Source organism: Deinococcus peraridilitoris DSM 19664, assembly GCF_000317835.1.
In the GTDB taxonomy this organism is placed as follows: domain Bacteria; phylum Deinococcota; class Deinococci; order Deinococcales; family Deinococcaceae; genus Deinococcus_A; species Deinococcus_A peraridilitoris.
Window position 1 is genome coordinate 2,277,474 of the sequence record NC_019793.1, and the last position, 26,582, is coordinate 2,304,055.

Sequence of the window (26,582 nt, forward strand, 5' to 3'; positions counted from 1 at the left end):
CCGTTCCTTCCTCAGGAGTTCCATGACCCAGACTCAAGACCCACCACAACCGCGTGACCTCGTTCGCATCAACCACTGGCTGGGCGGGCAGGCGGTCGCTTCCACCTCGGGGCGCAGTGCGCCCGTCTTCAACCCCGCGACCGGGGAGCGTGCCGCGCACGTGGACCTGGCGTCGGTCGAGGAAGTCGACGAGGCCGTGGGCATCGCGGCGGCGGCTTTTCCAGCCTGGCGCGCGACGGCGCTCTCGCGCCGCTCCGAGATCATGTTCAAGTTCCGCGAGCTGCTCGATCATCACCGTGATGACCTGGCACGCATCCTGACGCGTGAGCACGGCAAGGTGCACGCGGACGCCCTGGGAGAAATCGCGCGTGGCCTCGAGAACGTCGAGTTCGCCTGCGGCATTCCGCAGCTGCTCAAGGGCGGCTTCAGTGAAGGCGCGGCGCGCGGAGTGGACGTGTACAGCATCCGCCAGCCGCTGGGGGTGGTGGCGGGCATCACGCCCTTCAATTTCCCGGCGATGGTGCCGCTGTGGATGCTCGCTAACGCGCTCGCCTGCGGCAACACCTTCATCCTCAAACCCAGCGAGAAGGACCCCAGCGCGAGCCTGTTCATCGCAGAGCTGCTCCAGCGCGCCGGGCTGCCCGACGGGGTGCTGAACGTCGTGCAGGGTGACAAGATCTCGGTGGACCGCCTGCTTTCGCACCCCGACGTCGCGGCGGTGTCCTTCGTGGGCAGCACGCCGATTGCGAAGTACGTGTACGAAACGGGTACCCGCAACGGCAAGCGCGTGCAGGCACTGGGCGGCGCCAAGAACCACATGGTGGTGCTGCCCGACGCGGACCTGAACATGGCCGCCGACGCGGCGGTGAGCGCCGCCTACGGCTCGGCCGGGGAGCGCTGTATGGCGGTCAGCGTGGTCGTGGCGGTGGGTGACATTGCCGAACCGCTCGTGAACGCCATTGCCGAGCGACTGCCAAGGCTGAAGGTCGGCCCCGGCGATCAGGCGGAAAGCGAGATGGGCCCCCTGATCTCGCGCGAGCACCGCGACAGGGTGGCCTCCTACGTGGCGGGAGCCCCCGACGAAGGCGCGACGGTCGTGGTGGACGGGCGCGAGCACGGCGTGCCGGGAGACGGCTTTTTCCTGGGCGCCTCGCTGATCGATTTTGCCAAGCCCGGCATGAAATGCTACGACGACGAGATTTTCGGACCCGTCCTGAGCGTCACGCGCGCCAACTCCTACGAGGAGGCGCTGCGGCTTGTGAACGAGAACGAGTTCGGCAATGGTGTGGCGCTCTTCACGCGCGACGGCGGCGCGGCGCGGCAGTTTCAGTTCGACGTCAACGTCGGCATGGTGGGCATCAACGTGCCGATTCCGGTGCCGGTGGCGTACTACAGCTTCGGCGGCTGGAAGGCCAGCCTGTTCGGGGACACCCACATGTACGGCCCGGAAGGCATCCAGTTCTATACCCGCGGCAAGGTCGTGACCAGCCGCTGGCCTGACCCGGCCAGCAGCAGCGTGGACCTGGGCTTCCCGCGCACCCGCTAAGGGACCGAACGAGAAAGCCTGCCAAACGGCAGGCTTTTTTCGGTTTGCCTCTTAGGTCAAATTGACCTATAGTGCGGTCATGGGCATGAACGTGATCTCCAAGCGACCCCTGCAGGCCTTCTGGGAGAAGCACGCCGATGCCAGGGAGCCCCTTGAGGCCTGGTACAAGACCATCCGGAGCCGCGACCTCGTGAGCTTCGAGGATCTGCGGACTACCTTTCCGTACGTCGACCACGTCGGCCCCGACTACCTGATCTTCAACATCAAGGGCAACCGCTACCGCCTGATCACCCGTGTCAAGTACGTCGCCAAGACCCTGTGGATCAAGGACGTGCTGACCCACGATGAATACAGCGCCTGGACCCCGGGCGACTGAAGCTCTTGGGCCACTCGCGCCGACTCGGCCCTGCGAAAGGAGGCAGGTCATGCACAACGACACCATCCGCGCCACCCTCAGCGCCTGGGAGCAGCTCGACCGCCTCGCGCACGATGTTCTCACGCCCATCGAGGGTGAAGGGCAGTACGAAGTCGCGCTGACCTTTGTCGGCGTGGTCTGGGAGCAGGTCGAGGAGGACGCCCGGCACGCCCTGACCAGCCTGCTGCAGCTGCTCGTCGAGCGCATCGGTCAGTACGAAGAGCTGAGCGTGCCCATTCCCGACGCGCCCGCGCATCACGTGCTGGCCTTTCTGATGGAGCAGCGCGGCGTCACCCAGAAAGAAATCGAGGCCGCCACCGGCATCGACCAGAGCAACCTCAGCAAACTGCTGCGCGGCAAACGCGAACTGAACACCGAGCAGATCGTGCGCCTCAGCGCCTACTTTCACGTCAACCCCGTGGTGTTCCTGCCGAGGGTGGGGTAAGGCGCGAAGAGCAGGCCCTCGCCGGCCTGGGCGGGAATGCGAACCGTGACGAGCGTATCGAGAAACCACAGCTGTTCCATACGAATGGCCCACCTGGGGTAATGCGCGTTTTGAACCGTCGGATGTCTGGGGCACCCACTGACCGATCTCACTTCCCCTCGTCCTGGAGGGCGGCACACTACACTGATCGCGTGACCAAGATCATCCTGGACTGCGACCCCGGCCACGACGACGCGGTGGCCATGCTGCTGGCCCTGGCCAGCCCGGAACTGCAGGTGCTGGGCATCACGACGGTATACGGCAATGTCGGCCTCGAGAACACCACCCACAACGCCCTCGCCGTGCGTGAACTGGCCCGCTCGGAGGTGCCGGTCTACGCCGGGGCCGACCGCCCACTGGTCCGTGAGCGCATCAGCGCCGAGGCGGTGCACGGCGCCTCCGGGCTCGACGGCCCGCTCCTGCCTTCCCCCTCGCGTGGCGTCGAGGAGGGGCACGCCGTGCAGTTCATCATCGATTCGGTGCTGGCCAGTCCGGGCGAGGTCACCCTGGTCCCCACCGCAGCGCTCACCAACCTCGCGCTCGCCATGCGCCTGGAGCCGCGCATCGTTCCCGCCATCAAGGAAATTGTGGTGATGGGCGGCTCGCTGGACAGCGGCAACTGGACCCCGAGCGCCGAATTCAACATCCTGTGCGATCCGCACGCGGCCAAGGTGGTCTTCGGTGCGGGGGTGCCGCTGGTGATGTTCGGCCTGAACGCCACCCACCAGACGCCCGCCACGCCCGAGCGCGTGGAGCGCTTTCGGCAGCTTGGCACCAGGATGGGCGAGTTCACGGCGCAGCTGCTCGAATTCTTCCGTGAGCACCACGAGGAACGCTACGGCTGGAACGGCGCGCCGATTCACGACGCCTGCACGGTGGCCTACCTGCTGCGCCCGGACCTCTTCCGCACGGCGTCCTACTTCGTGGATGTCGAAGTCAACGAGGGCCTGGCCTACGGCCGCACAGTGTGCGACGTGTGGCGCGTCACAGGCCGCGCGCCCAACGCCGAGGTGGCGCTGGACGTGAACGTCGAGGGGTTTTACGATCTGCTCGTCGAGCGCATCGGCCGCTACCCCTGAGCGGTCCGTCAAGCAGAGGCAGGTCTCTTTATTTGTGGCACCTGATCAACGCCTCTCATAGAAGCGCTGGCGTACGCCAGTGTTTTGCCGGCTGGAATTGTGAGCCTGGCCATTCAGCCTCCACTGGTTGTGGGTCCCACTCTTGCCCCCAGCCTCGTAACTGAACTGCACCGTCAATCAAGGAGGCCCAGGAGAGACACTGAACAGGCTCGACCGCAATCCCAAAATTGACGAAATCCTCCGCCCACCTGGGGACCCAGCACAATAACAGAGCTTGGCCGCTGCTGTCCTGCACCGGGGGCAAGGTCATCAGCCAGGTGTCCCAAGGTGGGATGTTATTGAAGTCAAGGTACCCCTGGCTGGCCGCCTGTGCCGCGCCATCAAAAATCGAGGCTGCCGGGTCTGCCACCAGCAAGGACCTGGGCCGACTCAGCTCAGCCTCCGCTGCTTCCCAGTCTCCCGCGACCTTTTCACGAACGACGGTGCGCCGGGCCTCCAAAAATGAATCGAACTCCTCGTCACCGCCCTCACTCCAATGGTGGAAGCGAGTCGTGAGACATTCTGCCGCCTGGGCAAGCAAGGCACTCCGAAGCGCGAGAGCAGCAGGGGTACGGTCCCAATCGGCATCATCGGCTTGTTGATGTGGCACGTCCGCCTTGGTTGTTGCGTCGTCCGCCCGCTCCGCATGCTGTCGCAGGTAGGCAAGGACGTCAGCGAGTGCTTCTCGGGTGGCCATGAATTGTCATAACACGCCGACGAGCCGGTGTAACAACAACAATACGGCGGACGATTGCACCATACCTAGGACTTGGCCTGAGCTTGCGCTCCCAGCGAATGTTTCGGCGGTAGTTATAGGGCCACGTAAAAGCGTGTTTCACTCAGACCTGATAACCAAGTTCCGGTGGGTGCTGACGACGGCGCTGCCTCATAGGCGCTGAGCTTCTGTCGCCGGCAATACGATGTATCGGACTGGTTGTAGAGTAGCGGCATGCTCGGCGTCGCACTGAACATCGCTGGCAAGGTTGGGCTCGTCATCGGCGGCCTCTTTGCCCTCGCTGCTCTCGTTCTGTTCGCAGTGCTGGCCTGGGGCCACTGGACGACGCGGCCGCAAGAAGTGCAGGCTGCTGTATGGCGGCCACCGACCGCGAACACGGCGCTTCCAGACTTGCGACTGATCGGCGTGGCGTGGACGACCATCGCTCGGCAGGAGGTGGTGCTCGCCTGTGGTGCCAGGGAGCCACGTGAAGTTCGCAAGGCCTACTGGATGGGCCCCGACGAGTGGGCGGACCACGAGGAGGTTCGTGTCGAGTGGTTCGGCGACCGCGTGACCCTGTATCCACCGGAGCGCCTTGAGCGCATTCCAAACGTTGACAGCGTCACCTTCGACGAGGCGGACTTTGTCCAGCTGCGAGGGTGCGGGTAGTTGCACATATGCGGCTCCTTTCCGGACTGCTTGCAATGTCTTTGACCGAGCAATGGAATTGATGGAGTACTTTTTTTCAGCAAGAAACCGGACAAACGCACTCAGCCGCTCGGCGGGCCAGGCGGCGTGCGGGAGTGTTAGCGTTCGTTTGCTGTGGCGCGCGCCAGCGCACAGTGCTGCTTGGGGTACTGGATGGTGTTGGGGTAGCCGTGCCCGTTCAGGAATGGCCCGTACGTGCAGTAGCGGCCCGGCCTGGTGTACTTGATGCGTGTGGTGAGCGTCAGGACGTGTTCGCGCGGCAGTGTGCGCCACAGGCCGAAGCGCCCACCCGCGTCGACTTTCACCTCTCCGGACGCGACCGTGACGCCCGGCTCCTTGCGCTGGTCGATCAGGGCGTAACGGACGGACTCCACCTCGAAGCCCTCGCCCGTGAAGTGGCCTCCCCTGCCGAGGGGGAGTTGCCCATACACTGGCACGTTCACGCCACTGGCGTTCGATTGCCACGGTTGCCAGCGATTTTCGACGTACACCACTGTCTCGTAGGTTTCGCCCAGGTTGACCTCGAAGCCGCCGATGACACTGTAGTTGCGGTTTTTCTGGATGGGGGTACTGGGGTCGGCGTCACGGGACTCCGCGATGTACACGTGCCCGTCCGGGCGGAACTCGCGCACCGTGAGGCAGGCACGGGCGGACACGGGGTTCTGGCTAGACACCGTGCTCTGGGTAGACACCGTGCTCTGGGTGGATACCGGGTTCTGCGGCGCGGTGGCGCGCGCGAGCGCACAGTACTCACCACTGCCGCCCGGCTGCACCTGGTAGATCAGTTCGACCGTCTCACCGGCGCCCAGCGTGAGGCCGCCCGCGCTGAACCCCCCCTGTCCGTTGGGCTTGACGGTCACGCCCGGCGGCACCTGGATGAGCTGCCAGGTGTGAGCGGGCCCCAGCGGCGTGTCGGGCTGTTCGCTCAGGGTGACGCCCGTGAGTGTGCGCGGCCCGGGATTGTGCAGCCGCAGCCGCACGAACGTGCCGGCGCCGAGCCTGATGCCCGCCCCGTTGGCAGAAGGCTGCGGCGTGAAGCGCCCATTCGCCGCCGAAAAGGTGCCAAAGGCCCGGGTGAACTGCAGGGCGCCGAAGTTCTGGGGTGCGGGGGTGCGCAGCGTGGCCGACCGTTCCCGAACCGAGCCGGGCACCGCGACCGTACCGGGCGCCCGGGCAAGGACGGTTGACCCCGCCCTCACCTGTGCGCGCAAATTGCCGGACTGCTCCCGCTCGACGGCGAGCCCGAGCAGTCCGGCAGTCAGTCCGAGGAGTGCTGGTATTTTCCAGTTCATGGGTTAATCCTTTGATGCCGTTGCTGCACTGTGTATTTCATCAGTGTATTTCATCGGTCACCGGTAAGGGGTTTTCCCGAGGGTAATACAGCCGGCGCCGGCGTTGGTATTTCTCCCAAGAAATCGTGTGTTTCTGCCCTGGGCATTGGGCTGGCGGGTTGATCTGTGTTTCCACCCTGCCTGTAGAGTCTGCCCTCAGGTTGGCAGGCGTACTGCCCGAGGACATGCCAAGATGCAGTAATGTGCAGGACGCTGTTTCTTGTTCGTCATTGTGCGGCCACCGGACAGGCGCCGGACGCGCCGCTGACGCCTTCGGGAGAACTCCAGGCACAGGCTCTCGCCCAGTGTCTGCTGGGAGAGCGCATCGAGCGCATCGTGTCGAGCCCGTTTGTCCGGGCCGTGCACAGCGTTCAGCCACTCGCAGACAGACTGGGGTTGTCAGTCGAGACGGACGCGCGTCTGTCAGAGCGCGTCTTGAGCGGTCACGCCCGTGAGGACTGGCGCGAGCGGCTTTCGGAGTCCTTTGTCGACTTCGACTTGTGTCTGCCAGGAGGTGAGTCGAGCCGTGTGGCCATGACGCGTGGCGTCAGCGTCCTTCACGAAGTGCTTGACCGGCCGCAGCGGACGGTGATCATGACCCACGGAAACCTGTTGACTTTGTTGCTCCATTACTTCGATGGCACCGCAGGATTTGAGCACTGGCAGGCACTGCGCAATCCTGACGTGTACCGCCTTGATCTGACGGACCAGGGGTCTCAGGTTCGCCGGATCTCCATCTCATGACGTCTGAAAAGGCAAGCCCACCCGACGCACGCCGGTACCGCTGGCTGGTCGAAGGTCAGCTTTACCGCTACGGGCCGAAGAGCGGAAAGGGTGATGAAGCCCGGCGTGGCGAGCTCTGCCAGGTGGTGACTTTGCCGAGGCCGGGCAGCAGACCCGCCAACGTACGTGTGCAGTTCGCCGACGGTCACCTTGCCATTGTTCCGTCGGGGGTGCTGCGCCTGCTACCGAAGCCGACAACCGGGTGAGGGTCACCCGGGCCGGTGATCCGGTTACGGCGCCGAGGTGATCAGCTCGAAATCGGCGCTGCGGGGAAACAGGTCTTCTGCTCGCTGCAACGATCCCGATCCTTGCAGTTTGTATGAACTGCCACTCACTTCGGCCATAAGGTCATTGTCCTGCCCGCGGAAAAACAGACCCTGGTCAGTGCCGCGCAGTTCGAGTTCGATCATTTCACCGTTCACGGTCAGTTCTGCCGTGCCCGCCGGTGAGCAGGTCCCTGCCTGGGCCGCGTCGGTGCAGTCGAGCCGCGTGCCCCTGACCGTGAAGCCACCTCCCGTATTGCTGGGTGCACTCCACTGGATTCTGCCCTGAGTGGCCACTCCGGGTGCCGGTGGGGTGATGGTCCACTGAGACGTGCCGCGGAACATGTCCGCGCGGACAGCTTGCGGGTTTCCGGGCGCCGGGTTCCCGGGGGTGCCCGGCGCAGGACGGGGCGCCCTGTCCTGGTTGTTTCCCGCGGTCTGTCCGCAGGCGCCAAGTGCCAGGGGCAGCATGAGCGGAATCAAAAAGCGAGTGATTGACACGATGGTCCTCCTTGGGCGCGAATGTCTTGCCTACCCTACGGGGCCCAGCATGAAAGGCAAGCGCCCAACGGTGAGAAGCGCTTGGGCATTATTCAATCGCCGACTCATCTTCACACGCTCAAGAGCGGCAAGAAGAGAACGCTTACTTTAGTCAAACCAAGGAAAACACTGATGCACACGCGTTAGCCTAAGATATGCGACTCGTCATCTATCATCCGGACAAAGTCGGCAACGAGGGTTTGCTGCAGGAAACCAGTGACGGACCGGTGCTTTCGCCCGGCACGCGTGTGCTGATCGAACGACCCGGTTCGCAGCGCGCCGTCAACAACCACCTCTACGAAATTCAGGCGGGTGAGCATACCTTTGTCGCCCGTCGCGACCCCAGCACGGGTGACGACATGGCCGTGCGAATCTACCACGTCAGCAACGGGTAGCCGGATGCCGGTGAGCGGGCGGGTCTGAAAAGACCCGCCCTTGATCCCGCCCTTGATTCTGGCAAGAAGCCTTGGGCAGGCGGGCGCTCAGTTGGTGGGCTGCAGTGCGGGGGCCAGCAGGTGCTGCTCGAGCCAGTGCGCCACGCCCAGCTCCTCGGGAGCGGGAATGTGCTCGTCGATCACCTCGGCGACTCCTGGCGACAGGTGACCGACCCCAATTGCGCGCCCGGCCCACTGCAGCATGCTGATGTCGTTCACGCCGTCGCCGAAGGCAATGGTCTCCTCCCGGGGCACGCTGTGCAGCGCCGCCAGGTGCGCCAGCGCGTTTCCCTTGGTGCCGCCCGACGCCACCACTTCCAGGAAGCGGTCGTCCCACAGGTAATAGGCCAGCTCGGGAAAGCGCGCCTGCAACTCCGCCTGCACCTTTGGCGCGTCTTCGCTGACCACGATGAATTTGTGTGCCCGTTCCCCCGCATAAGTGCCGTGAGCGACCAGCCGCTGACCTTCCCCCCGCGCCCAGGCCCAGCCCTGCGCATTCGGGTCGCGCACAAACATCGTGTCGCGTGTCGACAGGAAAAACTCGGCGCGTGGGTCACTTCCAAAGCGCGTGAGCAGTTCTTGTACCACCTCGTCCTCGAGGTGCAGTTCTACATGGTGGTCTGTGCCGATGCCGTGTACGCGCGCGCCCTGGCAGGTACCGTAATGACAGTCGATCTCCAGCGCGTCCAGAATGGCCTGGGTGCCTTTCAGGTGACGCCCGGTGATGACCGTCACGACGTGTCCGGCCTGCCGGGCGGCGAGGATGGCCTGCCGGATGCGCTCTGGCAGCTGGCGGTCACGGGTGACGATGGTTCCGTCGAGGTCAAAGGCGAGCAGCATGCCCACAGGCTAGCGCCCACGGGTCAGGGATTCATTGAGGAGATCGTGATCCTGGCGAAAGCAAAAAGTCAGGCAGGCCAGGATGCCAGCAGGGCCGGTGTCATGGCGGCACCGGCCCTGCAAGCCGTCAATCAGCGGTTCTGGCTGACGAAAACCGGCGTTCCCTCGGCTTTTTTGGCTCGCTTGGGGATGTTGTATTTCGCCTCGGTGCAGCTGCTGGGAGCGACCTTGCCCCTGCTGAGATCTTCCATCCACGCCAGGGTGTCACGGAAGCCGAACTGGCGTGCCTGGAAGTGGTTGGCGTCCGCGTACTCGCGCTGCACGATGGCGCGCCCGAACGCGCAGCTTTTGCGCATGAACGAAAGCTGCGCGTTCGCGGTCACGATGGGGTCGGTCATGCCGGTCAGGACCAGGGCAGGAATCACGCGGCCCTGCGGCGCGAAACCGGGCGCATTGCTCTTGAGCATGCGGGCGAGGTTCGCGTCGTAGCGCTGAATCTGCCCACTGCGCAACGCTGCCAGAAACTCGGGGCGGTAGATGCTTTCGGCCACGTGGGGATAGTGACGGTAGACCTGGGTCACGCACATCTTGCCCGCTTCCCGGTCGAGTGCGGCCAGCCAGCGAGGCTGCAGCACCTTGGCGGGGTCAAGGCCGTAATAGGCGGCGTAGCTGCGGGCCAGGTACGGTCCGAGGGCCGGGCGCTCACGAAAGAGTGTCGCGACGTCCATGGCGGGCGCGTAGCCGATCACACCGCTGATGCGCAGTTCGGGTGCGTAGGAAGCCGCCAGGTCGGCCCCGGCGAAGGCGGCGTGCCCGCCCTGCGAAAAGCCTGCAAAAAAGGTGTGCTCGTTTGGCGTGACGGCGCTCACGCCCTGGAAAAAGCTGCGGGCGGCGCGGGTCGCGTCGAGCATGATGCGCCCTTCGGAATTCGCCACGAAGTACGGCTGGGGCTTTGAGGCGTCGTCGAAGTTCGCCCAGTCGGGCAAAATCGCCACGTACCCCTGCGCGGCGTAGGACAGCATGTGCGCTTCATAGTCGCCCCAATTGTCCTGGCTGACCACCTCACGCGTCGGGGCGCAGGCATTGTCGAGGCCGGTGGTGCCCGGACCCATCACGTACAGCGGCACCCGCGCGCCCGTCGCCATGACCGGCACGTACAGCTGCGCCGCGACCGTGATGGGCTGCCCGCGCTCGTCGGTGCTCTGAAAGTTGAGGCGGTAGCGCTGCACCCCGTATTTGGCGTCTGGCGCACCCGAGCGCGAATACAGCTTCGCCGTGGCGGGGCCGACGGCGGCCTGGGTCACGGCGCCGCGGTCCTGAACTGACAACACGCGGCCCGGAGTGCTGGAAACGGAGGGCTTTACGGCGGGCGCCGCGAGTGCGCTGCTGCTCACTCCACCGGTCAGGGCGACGAGAAGGAAGACGGAAAGCGGACGGGGAAAGCGGGGCAGGTGTGGCAACTTGAACCTCTGCACTATCGTGACGCAAGAACTGGGAGCGCAGTTAAGAAAAGTTAAACCTGTTCACTCATGAAGACGTACGTGCCAGTCAGGATTTCTGCACTTCCCGGCCTGTAGCCCTCACGCCCCCGGGCGTACTTCCCGTCGGTGGCCAGACAGGCCTAAAGCGCTGTCATATGGATTGGTAAATTTTTGCCAATCCATATGACCGAGCGGAGCGAGTGAACTCGGTGCTGGAGCGGGTGGAAATGGATTAGACCTCCTGCGAAAGTGGTGGGTTAGGGTAGGGGATGGCGCACGAGCGGTACGAACGGACGATGAAGTTGAACCGCGTGCGGTTCAAGCGGCGAACCGGGGTGTACCCCGAAACCTTCGAGGCGATGCGCGACGTGCTTGATCAGCGCGAGCAGGCCAAGACAAAGGCGGGCCGTCCCGCAGCGCTCACCCCAGACGAGCAGTTGCTGCTCACACTGGAATTCTGGCGGGAGTATCGCACTCAAGCTCACCTCGGCGACGACTGGGGCGTGCACGAGACCACGGTGCTGCGCACCGTCGAGCGTGTCGAAGCCGCCTTGCTGGCCAGCGGCCAGTTCTCCTTGCCGCGTCGCTCGGCGCTGACGACCGAGACGGTGTACAGCGCGGTCCTCGTCGACGTGTCCGAAGTGCCGTGCGAGCGACCCAAAAAAACAGCGGACGTGGTACAGCGGCAAGAAGAAGCGGCACACCCAGAAGATGCAGCTGATGATCGAAGCCGTCACGGGTGTGAAGGTAGAAACGGAGCTGTCACTTTCACCGGCTCGTATAATCTGACCGTCGACAAGACTGGTAATTCCACTACCGTCGTCATTTATAACAAGACGGGATCAGAGTCGCTACTCAGGAACCCGTTCAACCCAGAAAGCACCAGCGGAGAGAGCAAGCCACGGTCCTCCGCGCCAGGTACTTACAAAGGTGATTATCAGCAGTTTTACTACTTCTCAACTCCAAAATAGCTGGAGTATGGGCGAGGTGAGTGACCTCAGTACCCCACAACTTGGTTCGGGTAACGTCCTGAAGGGCGATTTGATCGCAGCGTAGACACAAGAAGAGCGGCATCAAGGGAGTGTGTCGCTCCAAGAAGCCGCTCTGGCTGATCCTACCAAGCTCGGCGAGGTCATCAAGCACCATCTGCCATTCCTACGCCGAGATACCCTGCAACGCCTCGCCGACGTCGTCACCGCCCTGATTCAAGCTCGCTCGACCAAGCACGCCCAGCTTGCCCTCCATCTGCCCGGCACAGTCGGTGCCGTCAGCAAGCTGCGCCGAGTCGAGCGCTGCCTACACGACCCTCAGCTCGATCGCGACGTTTTCTTGAAGCTCCTCGTGCCACTGCTGCCCGACGAGAAGCTGGTCATGACCATGGACCGCACGAACTGGGAACACGGCGAAGCCGACCTGAACCTCCTTGTGCTGGGCGTAGTGCTTGAAGGCTTCACCTTGCCCCTCGTGTGGATGGCCTTGCCGCACGGGGGTAGCAGCGACACCGGAGTGCGTGAGCGTTTGGTCGCTCAACTTCTCAAGGTCTTGCCCGCGAAGCGGTGGCGTGTTCTGGTTGCCGACCGTGAGTTCGTCGGGGCGGCGTGGTTCACGTTTCTGAGGCGGCGCGGCATCAAACGCTGCCTGCGCATCCGAGGTGACGCTCGGATCGACGACGTGCGGCTCGACGAGGGCTGGGGGTACGTGCAGCCCGGACAAGTGGTCGCGCTGCTCGAAAAAGCGAATGTGTACGGCAACGTCATGCAACTGGTCGTCACCCGCACCGACGCCGGGGAACTGCTCGCCCTGGCGACCGACCTGAAGATCGACGAGACGCGGGCGGTGTATCGTTTGCGCTGGACCGTGGAGTGTACCTTCAGCACTCAGAAATCCAGAGGCTTCGACCTGGAGGCGAGTGCCATGACCAGGCCGGATCGGCTGGAACGCTTGTTCGGGGTAGTCACGCTGGCTTTGGCATGGTGTTTGCGTGTCGGCGTGTGGTGTCACCAGCAGCGGCCCATCAAACGCAAAAAACACGGACGCCGTGCAGTGAGCCTCGTCAGGTACGGCCTGGAGCTTCTTTCCGCTTCTTTGCGTTGGGACACGAGTGACTGCCTGACACTTTTGGCGCTTGTCATGCAGCCTTTTCCCGCTCCAGCACACCACTCAATCCAAGTTGTGGGGTACTGAGGTGAGTGACTTGAAATCAGTCGTTGCGTTAATTCTTCTGTTCTGTTTAGTCTCATGCGATGGCGGAATCAATATTAAGGCCGATGAATTGAAAGGAACATATAAAAATGGCTTCGGCGCGACGCTGAGCTTAGAGAATGACCAGGACTTCTACATCGTAGGAAATGAACAAGATATACAAGGCTACTGGGAACTGAGACCTGATGGTTTTCTCCGGATCTACATATGCCCAAACCAAGAGATATTGGAAAATTTCGAAAATGAATGCAAGGAGGATATAAAAGCTAATATCAATTTGAATATAACTAGGACTGGAGGAGGAGTCGTTATATCAGGGAGTGAATACAAGAGCGATGACTTTGAAAAAGTAGAGTAACGTCGTATATGCATTAGACCTCCTGCGAAAGTCATGACTGCACGTCAAGGGTAAGGTTGACGAGGGCGGCGATCAGGTGCAGGCGCAGCGCAAAGCGCCTGCGACGATGACGATACGTCTCCTTGAGCACCCGGAAGATCTTCAGCCGTCGGATGACATGCTCGATCCTCTGGCGGAAGTGCGCTAGCACGCGGTTTTCGTGCCGCTGCTCTTCGCTGAGCGGGACGCGCGCTGTGGCTTTATGCGGGGTCAGCGAGAGCGTGTGATCGTGGGCGATGCCCTGATACCCGGCGTCGGTGATCAGAGCGGTTTCTTGGTGCACCCGAACGCCCGAGTCGCGCAGCAGCGTGAGGTCATGGGTCGCACCGCGACCGGTTCCCACGCACAGAATCCGCCCCGTGACGGCTTCGATCATCAGCTGCATCTTCTGGGTGTGCCGCTTCTTCTTGCCGCTGTACCACGTCCGCTGTTTTTTTGGGTCGCTCGCACGGCACTTCGGACACGTCGACGAGGACCGCGCTGTACACCGTCTCGGTCGTCAGCGCCGAGCGACGCGGCAAGGAGAACTGGCCGCTGGCCAGCAAGGCGGCTTCGACACGCTCGACGGTGCGCAGCACGGTGGTCTCGTGCACGCCCCAGTCGTCGCCGAGGTGAGCTTGAGTGCGATACTCCCGCCAGAATTCCAGTGTGAGCAGCAACTGCTCGTCCGGGGTGAGCGCTGCGGGACGGCCCGCCTTTGTCTTGGCCTGCTCGCGCTGATCAAGCACGTCGCGCATCGCCTCGAAGGTTTCGGGGTACACCCCGGTTCGCCGCTTGAACCGCACGCGGTTCAACTTCATCGTCCGTTCGTACCGCTCGTGCGCCATCCCCTACCCTAGCCCACGACTTTCGCAGGAGGTCTATTGATGGAGTGCTTTTCTCCAGCAATGCAACGGCCACCCGCTTTAGACTGCCGGTATGTCTTTTGTTTCCCGGCGGGCGGCCTCGATGCCGCACAGTGTCTTCACCACCATGGACCGCGCCAAGGCCCGGGCCCGCGAAGCAGGGCTGGACATCATCGATCTGTCGATCGGCTCCAGTGACCTGCCTCCACCGGCCAGCGTGCTCGACGCCCTTTGTCACGCCGTTCCGGACACTGCCACCCACCGCTACCCCATGCACAGCGACACCAGAGAACTCAGAAGTGCCGCCCAGGGGTACTTTCAGGGACGTTTCGGGGTCACCCTCGACGTGGAGCGCGAAGTGCTGCCGCTGATCGGTGCGCAGGAAGGCCTGGCGCACCTGCTGCTGGCCGTCACCGACCCCGGCGATACCATCCTGCTGCCCGACCCAGGTTACCCGCCGTATCTGGGTGCTGCCCGCCTCGCCTCGCTCGATGTCCACTTTCTGGCGCTGCGTGAAGAGCGTGACTTTCTGCCGGACCTCGGGGCCATTCCCGAAGACGTTCGCCGCCGCGCGAAGGTGCTGCTGCTGAACTATCCCAACAACCCCACGAGTGCCACCGCCCCGCTGCCCTTTTTCGAGGACGCCGCGCGCTTCTGCCGCGAGCACGGCCTGCTGCTGGTGCACGACCATCCCTACGCCGAGATGACCTTCGGCGAATACCGCGCGCCCAGTGTGCTACAGGTGGAAGGTGCGCTGGACATTGCCGTGGAACTGCACTCTCTCAGCAAGAGCTTTCACATGGGCGGCTTTCGGGTGGGCTTTGCCGCTGGAAACGCGCAGGCCCTCGCGGCGCTTGCGCGGGTGAAGGGCGCCGTCGACTTTCACCAGTACCTGGGTATCCAGCGCGCGGCCGCGCACGCCCTCAGCCTGCCTCCCGAAGTGGCCCGCGCGGGAGCTGCGGTCTTCCAGGCGCGCCGCGACGCCCTGGTGCAGGCCATGCGCGCTCAGGGCTGGGAGGTGCAGCTGCCCCGCGCCAGCATGTACGTCTGGTGGGAACTTCCCCCGGCCGCCGGGCAGGACTCGCTGGAATTCGCGCAGCAGCTCGCGGTGCAGACCGGTCTGGTGCTGGCGCCCGGTTCGGCCTTCGGCGCGCTAGGCGAGGGGTACGTGCGGTTCGCGCTGGTGCGCGAACCGGGCGCCCTTGCGGGGGCCGTGGAGCGCCTCGCGGCGTTCCTGGCCAAAGGCGTGGAGGGCGCGAGTTGATTCTGCGGGCGCCGGACTCTAGCATGACCTCACCTGGTGTTCGCGGCGCGTAGCCCGAACTGAAAGATGGGGAAGTCCGGTGAGAATCCGGCGCTGTTGCGCAGCGGTGTGCCGATTATGATCGGCGAGCCCGAATGCCTGCCAGGGAAGCCCTCTATACGACGCTGAGGGCACCTCTCGACGAAAGGGGCATCACCCGTGGTTTCGCAGAACTCTTGATTTTCAGCCCGCTCTGTCCCTTTGGGAGACAGGGCGGCTTGTCATGCCTTCGCGCCCGGACTAACGCCATTCACCCCTGAGGAGTCCTCATGTCCATTCGTACCCTGACCGCCCTGCTCGCCCTGTCCCTGGGTTCGGCCCTGGCCACCCAGTATCCGCTGACCGTCACCGACGACCTCGGGCGCCGCGTCACCCTGAACAGTGAACCCAAGCGCATCGTGGCGATGCTGCCCAGCCACACCGAGACCCTCGTGGCGCTGGGGGTCGGCAACCACCTGGTGGGCATCGACCGCTTCAGCAACTACCCGCGTGAAGTCACCGACAAGATCCCGAAGGTCGGCAGCGGTTTTCAGCCCAACATCGAGGCCATCGTGGCGCTCAAGCCCGATCTGGTCCTCGCCGACGAAAGCGCCAGCTCGCGCCTGACCGAGAAGCTCGAAAAGGCCGGACTGACGGTGTACGGCGGCACTGCCCAGACCTACAACGAGGTCTTCGAAAAGATCTCCACCATCGGCAAGCTGGTGAACCGCGAACCGCAGGCGCTCAACCTGATCACCTCGCTGCGCCGTGACCTCAACGAGGTGCAGAACCTGGTGCGCGGCGCGCCCAAGGTCAGCGTGTACTACGAGGTCGACCCGAGCGGCTACACCGCCGGCCCCAACAGCTTTATCGGCAGCCTGCTCGACAAGGCCGGTGGGCGCAACGTCATTCCCGCCAATCTGGGTGATTTCCCCAAGATCAGCCCGGAACTGGTCGTGAGCGCCAGCCCCAGCGTGATCATCAACGCCAAAGCCGAGGACGTCGCCAAGCGGCCCGGCTGGAACACCATCGCCGCCGTGAAGAACGGCAAGGTGTACCAGCCCACCTCCGAGGAGATCGACGCCCTGTCGCGCCCCGGCCCGCGTCTGGCGGTCGCCTTGCGCGTGCTGGCCAAGCTGCTGCACCCCGAGCGGTTCTGAGGTGAGGCTTGTTGTGGCGTGTGTTTTCCTGGTCTCTGGCCAGCTTGAGGCGCGTTCCTTCGCGCTCCCTCATGGTGGAGCGACCTGCTGCCAGGAGGGAGTTGTTCTGTGAGCGAGCAAGGCGAGGAATTCAAGAGCCTGGAGGAGCGCCGCGCCGCCAAACAGCAGGAGCTCGAGGCGCAGCGCGAACGCCACAAGAAAGAGGGAGGCCCGTCCGGCGCGCGCCGCCGCGGCCTGGTGATCGTCAACACCGGCAACGGCAAGGGCAAGACCACCGCCGCGCTGGGCCTGATGCTGCGCGCCAGCGGGCGCGGTCTGAAGGTCAAGCTCTTTCAGTTCATCAAGCACGAACGCGCCAAGTTCGGTGAACACCGCAGCCTGGAAAAACTCGAGGTGCCTTTTCAGGGCCTGGGGGACGGTTTCACTTGGCGCAGCAAGGACCTCGACCAGAGCGCCGCGCTGGGTCAGGCGGGCTGGGACGCCGCGAAGGAAGCAATCCTGTCCGGCGAGTGGGACATGGTCGTCCTCGACGAGTTCACCTACGCGCTCGCCTACGGCTGGGTCGCCTGGGAGGACGTGAGGGCGGCCCTGGAAGCGCGCGACCCCAAAGTGCACGTGATCATCACGGGCCGCCGGGCGCTGCCGGAGCTGATCGAGTTCGCCGACACCGTCACCGAGATGCAGCCCGTCAAGCACGCCTACGAGGCGGGCATCGGGGCGCAGGCAGGCATCGAGCACTGAGAGTACACCAGTATTGAGCGCCACACCAGCACCTGCAGGCCGAGCGCCATGTTGCTGGCACAGAAAGGACCATATGGACTTCTCGATTCTCGCCCTGGTATTCGCCCTGGGCTTACGTCACGGCCTCGACGCCGATCACCTGGCCATCATCGACGGCTTCGCGCGCCTGCGGCCGAGCCGCTGGAACGGGGTGCTGTTCGCGCTGGGGCACGGTGGGGTCGTCACGGTCCTCGCGCTCGGGGTGGACCGCCTCCTGGGCGAGGTCGAGCTGGACTGGCTCTCGCCTTGGCTGTTCCTGCTGGTCGCGGGCGCCAACCTGTACCGCCTGCTGCGCCCCGCCGCGCATACCCACGCCGGGGCGGGGGCCGGCCTGCCGGGCCGCTGGCTCGTGCTGGGGCCGCTCGCGATGGGCGTGCTGCTCGCCATCGGTTTTGAGACCGTCACGCAACTCTCGGCGCTGTCGCTTGCCAATCAGGTCAGCCCGCTGCTGCTGGGCGCCGCCTTCACCTTCGGCATGCTGATCACCGACGGCGTGAACGGCCTGCTGGCGGCGCGGGTGCAGCGCAGCCGGGGCCCGCGTGCCGAGAGCGCGTCGCGCGTCATCGGCTGGCTGGTGGTCGCGTTCTCGACTGCCTTCGCCTTCGGGCATTTCGCGGGCCTTGACCTGGGCACGCTCGCGTTGCCGCTCGGCGTGCTGATGTTCAGCGCCCTGGTCGCGCTGCGCCTGTGGTGCCTGCGCGATCCGCAGGCCAGATTGACGGTGGGCACGTGACGGTGGGCACGTGATTTCCTGCATCGGCGCCGGTCCCGGCCACCTCGACTACCTCACGCGCGGCGGGGCCCGCCGCGTGCAGGAGGCAGAGGTCGTCGCGGGCTTCAGCACCGTGGTGGACCTCGTGCGGCCCTTGATTCGCCCGGACGCCACCGTCATCACGATGGGCTACCGGGACCAGACCGAGAAACTTCAGCAGGTCGCCGCCCTGCACCAGGGCGGCAAGACTTGCGCGGTGGTGTTCATGGGTGACATCCACTTCAGCGGTTTTCAGTTTCTGGAGCGCGTCGAGAAAGCCTGTGGGCACCCGGTCGAGACCTTTCCCGGCATCTCCAGCGCGCAGGTCATGGCGTCACGCGGACGGGTCTGCTTCGACGAGACCACCTTCGTGACGTTTCACCGCCGCGGCGACCTCTCGCCCTTCCGGACCCACCTCACGAACGCCCTCGCCGACGGGCGCAACGCCATCGTCATTCCGCGCCCCTGGGACTTCATGCCGAGGGACATCGCGGCCTTCCTGCTGGCGCAGGGCACGTCCGCGCAGCACCCGGTCGAGGTGTGGGAGAACCTCACCGGCGAGGAAGCGCAGTGGAAGGGCACGCTCGCGGAGCTCACCGGCGACTTCTCGGACCTCAGCATCATGCTGATCCGCAACCTGCAGCCGTTTCCCACCGGCCTGGAAGGAGAGACGTTTTGACGCCTGACCACCTGACGCCTGACCACTTGACGCCTGACTACGGCATCGTGCTGGCCGGTCACGGCAGCCGTGACCCGGACGGCCTGCGTCACTTCGAAACGCTGGCCGCGCTGATGCGTCAGCGTGCGGGCCAGCAGGTCTTCACGCACGGCTATCTGGAGTTCGCCTCGCCCACCATCGACGAGGCGGTGCGTGAGAACATCGCGCGCGGCAGCCGGGAAATCGTGATGGTGCCGGGCGTGCTGCTCGCCGCGAGCCACGCCAAGAACGACATGCCCAGCGAGCTGCTCGCCCTGCAGCGCGAGTACCCCGACGTGAAGTTTCACTACGCCGCCGCGATGGACCTGCACCCGCTGATCCTGGAGCTGTGCCGTGAGCGCCTGCTGGCCGCCGAGGGCACCTCCGGGCGGGTCGTGCGGCGCGACGAGACGCTGCTGGTGGTGGTGGGGCGCGGCACCAGCGACCCCGACGCCAACAGCGAGATCAGCAAACTCGCCCGCATGCTCGAAGAAGGCCTGGGCTTCGGCGCCTCTTATGTGTGCTACAGCGGCACCGCCCGGCCCCTGGTGCAGGACGGTCTGCGCCTCGCGGCCCGCCTGGGGTTCCGGCGCCTGATCGTGCTGCCGTACTTTCTGTTCGACGGGGTGCTGGTCAAGCGGGTGTACGCCGCCGCGGACGCCCTCGCGCAGCGTCATCCGGAAATCGAGGTGCTCCGGGCCTCTTACCTCGGGGCCCATCCACACGTCGCGGAGGTGTTTTTCGAGCGGGCCCGCGAGGGGCGCGAAGGACAGGCCCACATGAACTGTTCGCTCTGCAAGTACCGCATTCAGATCGTGGGCTTCGAGGAACAGGTGGGCCAGCCGCAGATGGGGCACCACGGGCACGTGCGCGGCCTGCTCGCCCGCGAGGACGCGCCCCGGCAAGCGGTGTGGACCCCGTACGAACCGCACCCCATCGAAGCGGAAAGCTTCGAGATCATCGGGCGCGAACGCGACTGGTCGGACGTCCCCGCCGAGCACCGGGGCGTGCTGCAGCGCCTGGTGCACACCAGCGGCGCCTATGACATCGTCGAGGACGTGTTCCTGTCTCCCGGCGCGGTCGAGGCGGGCGTGCGCGCCCTGCTGCTCGGCCGGCGCGTCGTGACCGACGTGACGATGGTGCAGAGCGGCCTCAAACGCGCCCTGCTCGAAGAGCTGCAGATCGAAACCTGGTGCGGGGTCCACGACAGGGAGACCCACCTGCTTTCCGGCGAGGCCGGCATCACCCGTTCGGCGGCCGGCATCCGCCGTGCCTGGCAGAAGTTCGGCAACGACGTGGTCGTGGCCATCGGCGACGCGCCCACGGCCATCGCTGAAACCGTCCGCCTGATCAGGGAGCACGGCTGGCGCCCCAATCTGGTGATCGGCCTGCCGGTGGGCTTTGTCGGCACACGCGAAAGCAAGGAGGAGCTGCGCCGCACCCTGCAGGTGCCGCGCGTCACCAACCGGGGCACGCGTGGCGGCTCCCCCTGGGCCGCGGCGACCGTGAACGCCCTGATGATCGAAGCGAAAAACCGCCTGGCAGCCGGTCAGGGAGCCGGGCGCGCCTGATGCCCCTGCGCCGCCTTGACCTGCTCGCCCCTGCCGAGAACGGCCTGCGGCGCGGGCGCACGACCGGAAGCTGCGCGACTGCCGCCGTGAAAGCGGCACTGCTGCTGCTGCGCCATGAGCAGGTGGTCACGGAGGTGGACGTGAGCCTGCCGGACGGCGAGCATTTCCTGACCGTGCCGGTCGGGCGCGTCGAGCGTCTGGCGGACGGCGCGGTCCGCGCCGAAGTGCTCAAGGACGGCGGCGACGATCCGGACAGCACCCATGGCGCGACCATCACCGCCGTCGTGCGGGAAAACACCGTGGGTGAGCTGCGGTTTTTGGCGGGAGCGGGCGTCGGGACGGTTACGCAGCCGGGCATCCGCGTGCCCGTCGGAGAGCCCGCCATCAACCCCACGCCGCGCGCCATGATGCGCCGGGCGGTCGCCGAAGTGCTGCCAGAGCTCGCGAGTCCCGGTCTCGACCTCGAAATCGGCTGCGTCAACGGCGAGGAAATCGCGCGGCGCACCTTCAATCCGCGCCTGGGCATTCTGGGCGGCATCAGCATTCTCGGCACGACCGGCGTCGTGGAGCCCATGAGCCAGGAGGCCTACATGGCGAGCGTCGAGGTATACGTGCGGGTCGCGCTGGGAGACCGGCCCGACGCGGTGATCTTCACGCCCGGCAAGCTCGGGCGTGACTACGCGCGCGCGCACCTCAAGCTGGACGGCAAGCGCCTCGTGCAGATCTCGAACTTTGTCGGCTACGCCCTCGACGCGGCCCAGACTGCCCTGCAGGAACTGAATTTCGAACTCGACACCCTGTGGCTGGCCGGGCACCCCGGCAAGCTGGCCAAGACCATCGACGGCGCGTGGGACACCCACAGCCAGCGCAGCCCCATGGCGATGCCCGCCGTGGCGCGCGTGGCACGGGACTGCGGCTTCGGTGAAGCCCTCGCGCGCCGCCTGGAACACGCCAACACCGTGGAGGACATCATCGTGCAACTCGAAGACCCCATCCGCCGCGACCTGTGGCTCGCCGTGGAAAACGCCATTGCGCGCGCCTGCCACGCGCGCGTCCCGAGCGTCCGGCAAGTGCAGGTGCGCCTGTTTGCCCTGGACGGCACGCCGCTGGGAGCTGCCGCTTGAACGCTCATCCAGCATGGGGAGCTGCCGCTTGAACGCTCGTCCAGCATGGGGGGCGGCCGCTTGAAGCCCGGTACTTTTTACGGGGTCGGTGTCGGTCCCGGTCCGCAGGGGCTGCTGCCGGTCGCGGCGCTGGAGGCGCTGCGCACGGTGAACGTGATCTTCACCCCGCGCTCCAGCGTCTCGGGGGACTCGGTCGCCCGGCACTGTTTGCGCGGCCTGGGCCTGCCCGAAGAGCGCTTCCGCGAGGTGGAGTTCTTCATGAACACCGACCCGGCGCAGCTCGCGCGGCAGTACGCCCAGCTCGCGCGCGAGATCGCCCATGAACTCCGCGCCGGGCGGGACGTGGCCTACCTCACCATCGGTGACACCTTCACCTACAGCACCTATGGCTACACCCTGGCCGCCCTGCGCGAGGAACTCCCCGAGGCGCCGCGAATCACGTTTCCCGGCGTGACGAGTTACGCCGCCGCTGCCGCCGCGCTGGAATTTCCGCTGGGGGAAGGCAAGGAGCGCACCCTGATCCTGCCCTGCCCGGACGACATGGCGCAGTTGCGCCGGGAAATCGAGACCCACGACGTGGTGATCCTGATGAAGATCGCCCAGCGCTTCGGCGCGGTGCGGACGCTGCTGCACGACCTGGGCATCGCGCAGCACTGCGTGCTCGCGGCGCGCCTCGGCCTGCCCGGTGAAGCGCTGCACCATGACCTGAGCGGGGACCTGAGCGGGGACCTGACCGCACCCTCAAACCTGGCACAGGCCACAGACCTGACACAGGCCACAGGTGAGCGCCTGGGCTACCTCAGCACCCTGCTGATCCGCAAGGCGCCGCCGCGCAACAGTTCGAGCGCGGGCACCGCCCGTGCGGGAGGCCAGGCATGAAAGTGTACTTCGTGGGGGCCGGACCGGGCGCGCCCGACCTCATCACCCTGCGCGGCGCGCGCCTGCTGGCGGGGGCGCGCATCGTGATGTACGCCGGGTCCCTGGTGCCGGAGGCGGTGCTGGAGCATTGCCGTGCGGACGCCGAGCTCATCGACACCGCCGCGCTCGACCTTGAAGAGCAGCAGGCGGTCTACGCGCGCGCCCGGGAGGCTGGAGTGGACGTCGTGCGGCTGCACTCGGGTGACCCGGCCATCTACGGCGCGACCGCCGAGCAGATGCGCCGCCTGGAGAGAAACGGCATTCCCTACGAGGTCGTGCCGGGCGTCTCGAGCTTTACCGCCGCGGCCGCGGCGCTGGGCGAGGAACTCACCAAGCCCGAGGTGTCCCAGACGATCATTCTCACGCGTGTCTCGGGCCGCGCCTCGCCCGTGCCGGAAAAAGAGGCCCTGGCCGGGCTCGCCGCGCACCGCGCGACCCTGTGCATCTTCCTGTCCGGGCCACAGCTGCCCACCATCGTGGAGGACCTGCTGGCGCACTACGGTCCCGACACACCCATCGCGCTCGTGCAGCGCGCCTCGTGGCCGGAGCAGCGCGTGCACCGCAGCACCCTGGCGCGCATCCTGGACGAAATCCGGGTGAGCGAGTGGCAGCTCACCACCATGTGCCTGATCGGCGAGGCCCTCGACCATCAGGACGGTGTCGAGTCACGGCTGTACTCGGCCGCCTACGCGCACCGCTTTCGCAAGGCCAGGAGCGGCGCGTGAGTGTCGGGGTGTGGCTCGTGCGGCCTGCTGCCGAGGCGCTGGGGCAGCGCGTCGCCGAGGCGGTCGGGGGAGAGGTCGTGCGGCCCTGGCTGCAGGAAGGCCGCAGCCGGGAGGTCTTTGCGCGCCTCTACCCGACCCGCGCGCAGTGGGTGCTGATCGGCACGACCGGCATCGCGGTGCGCTTTCTGGACGGCCTGATGACGGACAAGCGCCGTGACGCGGCGGTCGTGGTGCTCGACGAGGGCGCGCACTTCGCGGTGTCGTTGCTGTGCGGCCACGAAGGCGGCGCCAACCGCCTGGCCTACCGGGTCGCGAACGCCGTGAACGCCGTGCCCATCGTCACGACCGCTTCCGAAGCAGTCCGGCCCCTCACCCTGGGCGTCGGCTGCCGCCTTGGCGCTCGCGCCGAGGCCATCGAGGCGTGCGTGAAGCTCGCCCTCGGAACGCGCGACCTCGGTGAAGTCCGTGAAGTGGCCACGGTCGACCTCAAGGCGCAGGAGCGCGGCCTGCTGGAATTCTGCGAGTGGCACGGCCTGCCACTGCGCATCTTTTCGCGCGCCGCGCTGGCCGCCCGTCCCTGGGTGACGCGGCCGTCTGCCTGGGTCGAGCGTCACGTCGGGGCCGTGGGCGTCTGTGAGCCCTGCGCGCTCCTGGCGAGCGCGCGCGCTACCCTGCTCGTTCCGAAAACCACCCTGAACGGCGTCGCCGTCGCCGTCGCTCAGGACTCCTGGGAGGCTGCATGAGGAATCAAGTTGTCGGCAGCGGGCAAGCGGGCGGGATGCTGTTTCTGGTGTCGGTGGGGCCGGGAGACGCGGCCCTGATTCCGGACGCCGCACGTGAGGCTCTGCAGGCCAGTGACGTCATCGTCGGCTATGAACTCTACCTGCGCTGGATCGGGCCGTGGATCGAGGGCAAGGAGATTCACGCCCCGCCGCTGACCCGTGAAAAGGAACGCGCCGAACTCGCCCTCGATCTGGCCCGGCAGGGCCGCACCGTCTCGCTGGTGTCGAGCGGCGACATCGGCGTGTACGCCATGGCCGCCCTGGCCTTCGAGGAACTGCGCGAGGACGACACGCTCCAGGTGCAGGTCATTCCCGGCATCACCGCGGCGAACGCCTGCGCCTCGCTGCTGGGCTCTCCGCTTTCGCACGACTTCGCGACCCTCAGCCTGTCCGACCTGCTGTGCCCCTGGGAGTGGATCGAGACGCGCGCGCGGCACATCGCGCAGGCGGACCTGGCGTGCGTGATGTACAACGTGCAGAGCCAGGGCCGCCGCGAGGGTGTCTACAAGGTGCTGCAGCTGATGCTGGAGCACAAACGGCCCGATACCGTGTGCGGAATTGTGCGCAACGCCTACCGGCCCGACCAGACGGTCGAGGTCACCACCCTGCACGAGTTGCTGACGCGCGAATTCGACATGCTGACCTCCCTGGTGATCGGCAACCGCTTCACGCGCCGCAAGGGACGCTGGATGTTCACGCCCCGCGGGTACAACGACTGGGACGCGGAGCGAGAAGACGCCCCCGCCACGCTTCCCCCGCCGCAGGCCGTGTGGGTGTTCAGCGGCACGAGCGACGGCAACGCCCTCGCCGCCGACCTGGTGCGCGAAGGACACAGCGTCGTGGTGTCGACTGCCAGCGAGTACGGCGGGGAGCGCGCGCAGGCGTCTGTGCCCGGCGCGTACGTCGTCAGCGGACGTCTCGGCGTGGAGGCGCGTCGCCGCCTGCTGCGCGAGAGCGGGGCGCGCGCCATCCTCGACGCCACCCACCCGTATGCGGGCGAGATGAGTGAGCAGCTGCTCGAACTCGCTCACGAACTCGCCTTGCCCTACCTGCGCTTCGAGCGCCCCAGCACCCTGCCGGACGCCACCCTGCCAGAGGCGCAGGGCGTGCTTCGCTGCGCCAGCATGACCGACGCCGCCGCGCAGGCCGTGGAGCGTGGACGGCGCATCTTCCTCGCGACGGGCAGCAAGGACCTCACGACCTTCCTGAAGGCCCCCGGTGCCGACGGGCGCGTGTGGTTCGCGCGCGTGACCCCGCAGGAAAGCGTGATCGCCGCCGCCGTGCGCGCCGGCCTGCCACGCGCGCACCTGTGCGCCATGCAGGGCCCCTTCGGCCGTGACTTCAACGAAGCGCTCTGGCGCGCCTGGAACATCGATCTGGTGGTCACCAAGGATTCCGGCGACGCGGGCGGTTTTTCAGAGAAGCTTGCCGCCGCCCGCGCCCTGGAGGTGCCACTGCTGGTCGTGGAGCGTCCCAGCCTGCCCTACCCCAACCGCTACAGCGCCCGCGCCGACGTGCTGCGCGCCCTGCGTTCCTCTCTCGAAAGGACCGAACTCGCATGAAGCAGATTCCCGTCACCGTCGTCACCGGCTTTCTCGGGTCCGGCAAAACCACCCTGCTCTCCAACCTGCTGGGCACTACCCATGACCGCCGCCTCGCGGTCATCGTGAACGAATTCGGTGAGGTCAGCATCGACGGCGCGCTGCTGCGCGGCGCTCCGCAAGGAGAGCACGTCGAGATTCACGACCTGCCCGGCGGCCTGGTCGCCTACGGTAACGACGACGCCTTCGCGCCGACCCTGCGCGCCCTGCGCGAGCGCCGCTCCCTGATCGACCACGTGCTGATCGAAACCTCCGGGCTGGCAGTGCCCACCGCGATCTTCGTGGTGCTGCAAAGCGAGGAGTTCCGCGATGACTTCGTGCTCGACGCCACCCTGGCGGTGGTGGATACCCCCCTGCTGCTGGAGGGCGCTTTTCGGGCCGGGAAACCCGTACCCGGCGCACAGGACGTGCAGGGCAGCGTCGCGAGCCTGTTCGGGCAGCAGCTGGAATTCGCCGATGTCGTGGTGCTCAACAAGATCGACGCCCTGAGCGAAGACGAGCTGCTCAGGGCCGAGGAACAGCTGCGCCGGCTCGCGCCGGGAGTGCGCTTCATGGAAACGGCGTACGGCGCCAGGCTCGACACCCGGCTCACGCTGGGCCTGCACCTGCACGAGCATGCCCGCGCGGGCGGACACCATCATGGACCCGTCCGCACGGCGCCCGGCGAGGGCGACGCGCCGCTGGCCGATCAGCGCGTGCTCGACGGGCACAGCCACGGCGGCCTCGGCGCGCACGTCCACAGCCTCAGCACGCACGAGCACTTTCACGAGCACGACAACGGCTGGCAATCCTTCCGCCTGCGCAGCGACGAGGCGCAACACCCGGGCGAGCTGCTCGGCGCGATCCGCAGCGTCACGCAGGAATTCCCGCTGCTGCGCGCCAAGGGCTTCGCGCGCCTGCCCGAGGGGCGCCTCGTGGTGCAGGCGGTGCGCACGCGCGTCGAGACCCGCACGGACGATGTTCGCGTGGAGGGTCCTTCCGAAATCATCTTCATCGGGTACCATCCGCGCCGCAAGCATGTCGCGGCGCGCATCACCGAACTGACCGGAAAGAGCTGGGCCTGATACGGGACTTGTCCCATCCTGGATT

28 protein-coding genes, 1 pseudogene and 1 riboswitch are annotated in these 26,582 nt (G+C 66.0%); of the genes and pseudogenes, 22 read left to right on the plus strand and 7 right to left on the minus strand.

All coding sequences use genetic code 11. The features are described from left to right. Positions 1–22 precede the first annotated feature (22 nt). The 4 genes from DEIPE_RS11140 (at position 23) to DEIPE_RS11155 (ending at position 3,524) form a co-directional block, all read left to right on the plus strand. A complete protein-coding gene (locus tag DEIPE_RS11140; protein WP_015236070.1) occupies positions 23–1,546 on the plus strand; it encodes a CoA-acylating methylmalonate-semialdehyde dehydrogenase in 1,524 nt (507 codons plus the stop codon). A 79-nt stretch (positions 1,547–1,625) separates the two neighbouring features. Then, entirely contained in the window at positions 1,626–1,922 is a 297-nt protein-coding gene (locus DEIPE_RS11145; RefSeq protein WP_015236071.1) for a type II toxin-antitoxin system HigB family toxin, read from the plus strand. A 49-nt stretch (positions 1,923–1,971) separates the two neighbouring features. Continuing rightward, positions 1,972–2,406 carry a helix-turn-helix domain-containing protein gene (locus DEIPE_RS22280; protein WP_015236072.1) on the plus strand — a complete coding sequence of 145 codons (435 nt, stop codon included), beginning with the start codon at positions 1,972–1,974 and terminating at the stop codon, positions 2,404–2,406. Between the two features lie 191 nt (positions 2,407–2,597). Further along, positions 2,598–3,524, plus strand: a complete 927-nt coding sequence (locus tag DEIPE_RS11155; protein WP_015236073.1) for a nucleoside hydrolase — start codon at positions 2,598–2,600, stop codon at positions 3,522–3,524. Positions 3,525–3,579: 55 nt separating this feature from the next. Here DEIPE_RS11155 and DEIPE_RS11160 read toward each other — a convergent pair whose 3' ends face one another. Then, positions 3,580–4,260 carry a hypothetical protein gene (locus tag DEIPE_RS11160; protein WP_015236074.1) on the minus strand — a complete coding sequence of 227 codons (681 nt, stop codon included), beginning with the start codon at positions 4,258–4,260 and terminating at the stop codon, positions 3,580–3,582. A gap of 252 nt (positions 4,261–4,512) precedes the next feature. Between DEIPE_RS11160 and DEIPE_RS11165 the strand changes: the two genes are divergently transcribed. Continuing rightward, entirely contained in the window at positions 4,513–4,947 is a 435-nt protein-coding gene (locus DEIPE_RS11165) for a hypothetical protein (protein WP_015236075.1), read from the plus strand. Positions 4,948–5,084: 137 nt separating this feature from the next. Here DEIPE_RS11165 and DEIPE_RS11170 read toward each other — a convergent pair whose 3' ends face one another. After that, on the minus strand, positions 5,085–6,278 hold the full coding sequence (locus DEIPE_RS11170; protein WP_015236076.1) for a hypothetical protein: 1,194 nt from the start codon (positions 6,276–6,278) through the stop codon (positions 5,085–5,087). Positions 6,279–6,518: 240 nt separating this feature from the next. Between DEIPE_RS11170 and DEIPE_RS11175 the strand changes: the two genes are divergently transcribed. After that, positions 6,519–7,061 carry a histidine phosphatase family protein gene (locus DEIPE_RS11175; RefSeq protein ID WP_015236077.1) on the plus strand — a complete coding sequence of 181 codons (543 nt, stop codon included), beginning with the start codon at positions 6,519–6,521 and terminating at the stop codon, positions 7,059–7,061. 269 nt (positions 7,062–7,330) lie between these two features. Here DEIPE_RS11175 and DEIPE_RS11185 read toward each other — a convergent pair whose 3' ends face one another. After that, positions 7,331–7,864: a hypothetical protein gene (locus DEIPE_RS11185; RefSeq protein WP_015236079.1), complete on the minus strand. Its 534-nt coding sequence runs from the start codon at positions 7,862–7,864 to the stop codon at positions 7,331–7,333. A gap of 194 nt (positions 7,865–8,058) precedes the next feature. On the opposite strand from DEIPE_RS11185, the gene DEIPE_RS11190 reads away from it, so the two are divergent. Then, on the plus strand, positions 8,059–8,298 hold the full coding sequence (locus DEIPE_RS11190; RefSeq protein WP_015236080.1) for a hypothetical protein: 240 nt from the start codon (positions 8,059–8,061) through the stop codon (positions 8,296–8,298). A gap of 87 nt (positions 8,299–8,385) precedes the next feature. Here DEIPE_RS11190 and DEIPE_RS11195 read toward each other — a convergent pair whose 3' ends face one another. Both DEIPE_RS11195 and DEIPE_RS11200 read right to left on the minus strand, forming a co-directional pair. Continuing rightward, the gene (locus tag DEIPE_RS11195) at positions 8,386–9,177 is read right to left on the minus strand and encodes an HAD-IIB family hydrolase (protein WP_015236081.1); all 792 of its coding nucleotides are present in this window, start codon (positions 9,175–9,177) and stop codon (positions 8,386–8,388) included. 131 nt (positions 9,178–9,308) lie between these two features. Next, positions 9,309–10,637: a lipase family protein gene (locus DEIPE_RS11200; RefSeq protein WP_015236082.1), complete on the minus strand. Its 1,329-nt coding sequence runs from the start codon at positions 10,635–10,637 to the stop codon at positions 9,309–9,311. Positions 10,638–10,954: 317 nt separating this feature from the next. Here DEIPE_RS11200 and DEIPE_RS22285 point away from each other — a divergent pair, with 317 nt between their 5' ends. From DEIPE_RS22285 to DEIPE_RS24005, 3 genes are all read left to right on the plus strand, one after another. Beyond that, the gene (locus DEIPE_RS22285; RefSeq protein WP_245557530.1) at positions 10,955–11,629 is read left to right on the plus strand and encodes a transposase family protein; all 675 of its coding nucleotides are present in this window, start codon (positions 10,955–10,957) and stop codon (positions 11,627–11,629) included. 112 nt (positions 11,630–11,741) lie between these two features. Beyond that, a complete protein-coding gene (locus DEIPE_RS11210; protein WP_015231253.1) occupies positions 11,742–12,842 on the plus strand; it encodes an IS4 family transposase in 1,101 nt (366 codons plus the stop codon). Positions 12,843–12,852: 10 nt separating this feature from the next. Next, complete coding sequence (locus tag DEIPE_RS24005) at positions 12,853–13,218, plus strand: hypothetical protein (protein WP_157448842.1); 366 nt, start codon at positions 12,853–12,855, stop codon at positions 13,216–13,218. Positions 13,219–13,249: 31 nt separating this feature from the next. Here DEIPE_RS24005 and DEIPE_RS24980 read toward each other — a convergent pair. Both DEIPE_RS24980 and DEIPE_RS24985 read right to left on the minus strand, forming a co-directional pair. Next, a pseudogene (locus tag DEIPE_RS24980) lies at positions 13,250–13,645 on the minus strand (transposase family protein); the annotation flags it as partial. After that, the gene (locus tag DEIPE_RS24985) at positions 13,572–14,084 is read right to left on the minus strand and encodes a transposase family protein (RefSeq protein WP_342663260.1); all 513 of its coding nucleotides are present in this window, start codon (positions 14,082–14,084) and stop codon (positions 13,572–13,574) included. The pseudogene DEIPE_RS24980 and the gene DEIPE_RS24985, both read right to left, overlap by 74 nt. Positions 14,085–14,175: 91 nt before the next feature. On the opposite strand from DEIPE_RS24985, the gene DEIPE_RS11225 reads away from it, so the two are divergent. From DEIPE_RS11225 to DEIPE_RS11280, 12 genes are all read left to right on the plus strand, one after another. After that, positions 14,176–15,366 carry an aminotransferase class I/II-fold pyridoxal phosphate-dependent enzyme gene (locus DEIPE_RS11225; RefSeq protein ID WP_015236084.1) on the plus strand — a complete coding sequence of 397 codons (1,191 nt, stop codon included), beginning with the start codon at positions 14,176–14,178 and terminating at the stop codon, positions 15,364–15,366. A gap of 17 nt (positions 15,367–15,383) precedes the next feature. Beyond that, positions 15,384–15,526, plus strand: a riboswitch (cobalamin riboswitch). A gap of 148 nt (positions 15,527–15,674) precedes the next feature. Next, the gene (locus DEIPE_RS11230; RefSeq protein ID WP_015236085.1) at positions 15,675–16,544 is read left to right on the plus strand and encodes an ABC transporter substrate-binding protein; all 870 of its coding nucleotides are present in this window, start codon (positions 15,675–15,677) and stop codon (positions 16,542–16,544) included. A 108-nt stretch (positions 16,545–16,652) separates the two neighbouring features. Continuing rightward, the gene (gene cobO, locus DEIPE_RS11235) at positions 16,653–17,285 is read left to right on the plus strand and encodes a cob(I)yrinic acid a,c-diamide adenosyltransferase (protein ID WP_015236086.1); all 633 of its coding nucleotides are present in this window, start codon (positions 16,653–16,655) and stop codon (positions 17,283–17,285) included. Positions 17,286–17,358: 73 nt separating this feature from the next. Continuing rightward, positions 17,359–18,057 (plus strand): HoxN/HupN/NixA family nickel/cobalt transporter, encoded by a 699-nt coding sequence (locus tag DEIPE_RS11240; protein WP_041230852.1) that lies wholly within the window; start codon positions 17,359–17,361, stop codon positions 18,055–18,057. 10 nt (positions 18,058–18,067) lie between these two features. Then, positions 18,068–18,754 carry a cobalt-precorrin-7 (C(5))-methyltransferase gene (locus DEIPE_RS11245; protein ID WP_015236088.1) on the plus strand — a complete coding sequence of 229 codons (687 nt, stop codon included), beginning with the start codon at positions 18,068–18,070 and terminating at the stop codon, positions 18,752–18,754. After that, on the plus strand, positions 18,751–20,343 hold the full coding sequence (locus DEIPE_RS11250) for a precorrin-8X methylmutase (RefSeq protein WP_015236089.1): 1,593 nt from the start codon (positions 18,751–18,753) through the stop codon (positions 20,341–20,343). Before DEIPE_RS11245 ends, DEIPE_RS11250 begins: the two co-directional genes overlap by 4 nt. Then, positions 20,343–21,467 (plus strand): cobalt-precorrin-5B (C(1))-methyltransferase CbiD, encoded by a 1,125-nt coding sequence (cbiD, locus tag DEIPE_RS11255; RefSeq protein WP_015236090.1) that lies wholly within the window; start codon positions 20,343–20,345, stop codon positions 21,465–21,467. Before DEIPE_RS11250 ends, cbiD begins: the two co-directional genes overlap by 1 nt. Before the next feature lie 60 nt (positions 21,468–21,527). Then, positions 21,528–22,346: a precorrin-2 C(20)-methyltransferase gene (gene cobI, locus DEIPE_RS11260; protein ID WP_245557531.1), complete on the plus strand. Its 819-nt coding sequence runs from the start codon at positions 21,528–21,530 to the stop codon at positions 22,344–22,346. Next, on the plus strand, positions 22,343–23,110 hold the full coding sequence (gene cobM / locus DEIPE_RS11265) for a precorrin-4 C(11)-methyltransferase (RefSeq protein WP_015236092.1): 768 nt from the start codon (positions 22,343–22,345) through the stop codon (positions 23,108–23,110). Before cobI ends, cobM begins: the two co-directional genes overlap by 4 nt. Further along, positions 23,107–23,853 carry a cobalamin biosynthesis protein gene (locus DEIPE_RS11270; RefSeq protein ID WP_015236093.1) on the plus strand — a complete coding sequence of 249 codons (747 nt, stop codon included), beginning with the start codon at positions 23,107–23,109 and terminating at the stop codon, positions 23,851–23,853. Before cobM ends, DEIPE_RS11270 begins: the two co-directional genes overlap by 4 nt. Next, positions 23,850–25,454 (plus strand): precorrin-3B C(17)-methyltransferase, encoded by a 1,605-nt coding sequence (cobJ, locus tag DEIPE_RS11275; RefSeq protein ID WP_015236094.1) that lies wholly within the window; start codon positions 23,850–23,852, stop codon positions 25,452–25,454. Before DEIPE_RS11270 ends, cobJ begins: the two co-directional genes overlap by 4 nt. Then, positions 25,451–26,557 carry a CobW family GTP-binding protein gene (locus tag DEIPE_RS11280; RefSeq protein ID WP_015236095.1) on the plus strand — a complete coding sequence of 369 codons (1,107 nt, stop codon included), beginning with the start codon at positions 25,451–25,453 and terminating at the stop codon, positions 26,555–26,557. The genes cobJ and DEIPE_RS11280 overlap by 4 nt, the downstream gene beginning before the upstream one ends. The last annotated feature ends 25 nt before the right edge of the window (positions 26,558–26,582 follow it).

Excerpts from the sequence above, each read along its gene's own strand:
- cbiD (WP_015236090.1), top strand. The coding sequence starts at position 20,343 with ATGCCCCTGCGCCGCCTTGACCTGCTCGCCCCTGCCGAGAACGGCCTG.
- cobJ (WP_015236094.1), top strand. The coding sequence starts at position 23,850 with ATGAGGAATCAAGTTGTCGGCAGCGGGCAAGCGGGCGGGATGCTGTTT.
- DEIPE_RS11170 (WP_015236076.1), bottom strand. The coding sequence starts at position 6,278 with ATGAACTGGAAAATACCAGCACTCCTCGGACTGACTGCCGGACTGCTC.
- DEIPE_RS11165 (WP_015236075.1), top strand. The coding sequence starts at position 4,513 with ATGCTCGGCGTCGCACTGAACATCGCTGGCAAGGTTGGGCTCGTCATC.
- DEIPE_RS11195 (WP_015236081.1), bottom strand. The coding sequence starts at position 9,177 with ATGCTGCTCGCCTTTGACCTCGACGGAACCATCGTCACCCGTGACCGC.
- DEIPE_RS11140 (WP_015236070.1), top strand. The coding sequence starts at position 23 with ATGACCCAGACTCAAGACCCACCACAACCGCGTGACCTCGTTCGCATC.
- DEIPE_RS11240 (WP_041230852.1), top strand. The coding sequence starts at position 17,359 with ATGGACTTCTCGATTCTCGCCCTGGTATTCGCCCTGGGCTTACGTCAC.
- DEIPE_RS22280 (WP_015236072.1), top strand. The coding sequence starts at position 1,972 with ATGCACAACGACACCATCCGCGCCACCCTCAGCGCCTGGGAGCAGCTC.
- DEIPE_RS22285 (WP_245557530.1), top strand. The coding sequence starts at position 10,955 with ATGAAGTTGAACCGCGTGCGGTTCAAGCGGCGAACCGGGGTGTACCCC.
- DEIPE_RS11160 (WP_015236074.1), bottom strand. The coding sequence starts at position 4,260 with ATGGCCACCCGAGAAGCACTCGCTGACGTCCTTGCCTACCTGCGACAG.
- DEIPE_RS11145 (WP_015236071.1), top strand. The coding sequence starts at position 1,626 with ATGGGCATGAACGTGATCTCCAAGCGACCCCTGCAGGCCTTCTGGGAG.
- DEIPE_RS11280 (WP_015236095.1), top strand. The coding sequence starts at position 25,451 with ATGAAGCAGATTCCCGTCACCGTCGTCACCGGCTTTCTCGGGTCCGGC.
- DEIPE_RS24985 (WP_342663260.1), bottom strand. The coding sequence starts at position 14,084 with ATGGCGCACGAGCGGTACGAACGGACGATGAAGTTGAACCGCGTGCGG.
- DEIPE_RS11175 (WP_015236077.1), top strand. The coding sequence starts at position 6,519 with ATGTGCAGGACGCTGTTTCTTGTTCGTCATTGTGCGGCCACCGGACAG.
- DEIPE_RS11230 (WP_015236085.1), top strand. The coding sequence starts at position 15,675 with ATGTCCATTCGTACCCTGACCGCCCTGCTCGCCCTGTCCCTGGGTTCG.
- DEIPE_RS11225 (WP_015236084.1), top strand. The coding sequence starts at position 14,176 with ATGTCTTTTGTTTCCCGGCGGGCGGCCTCGATGCCGCACAGTGTCTTC.
- cobM (WP_015236092.1), top strand. The coding sequence starts at position 22,343 with ATGAAAGTGTACTTCGTGGGGGCCGGACCGGGCGCGCCCGACCTCATC.
- DEIPE_RS11190 (WP_015236080.1), top strand. The coding sequence starts at position 8,059 with ATGCGACTCGTCATCTATCATCCGGACAAAGTCGGCAACGAGGGTTTG.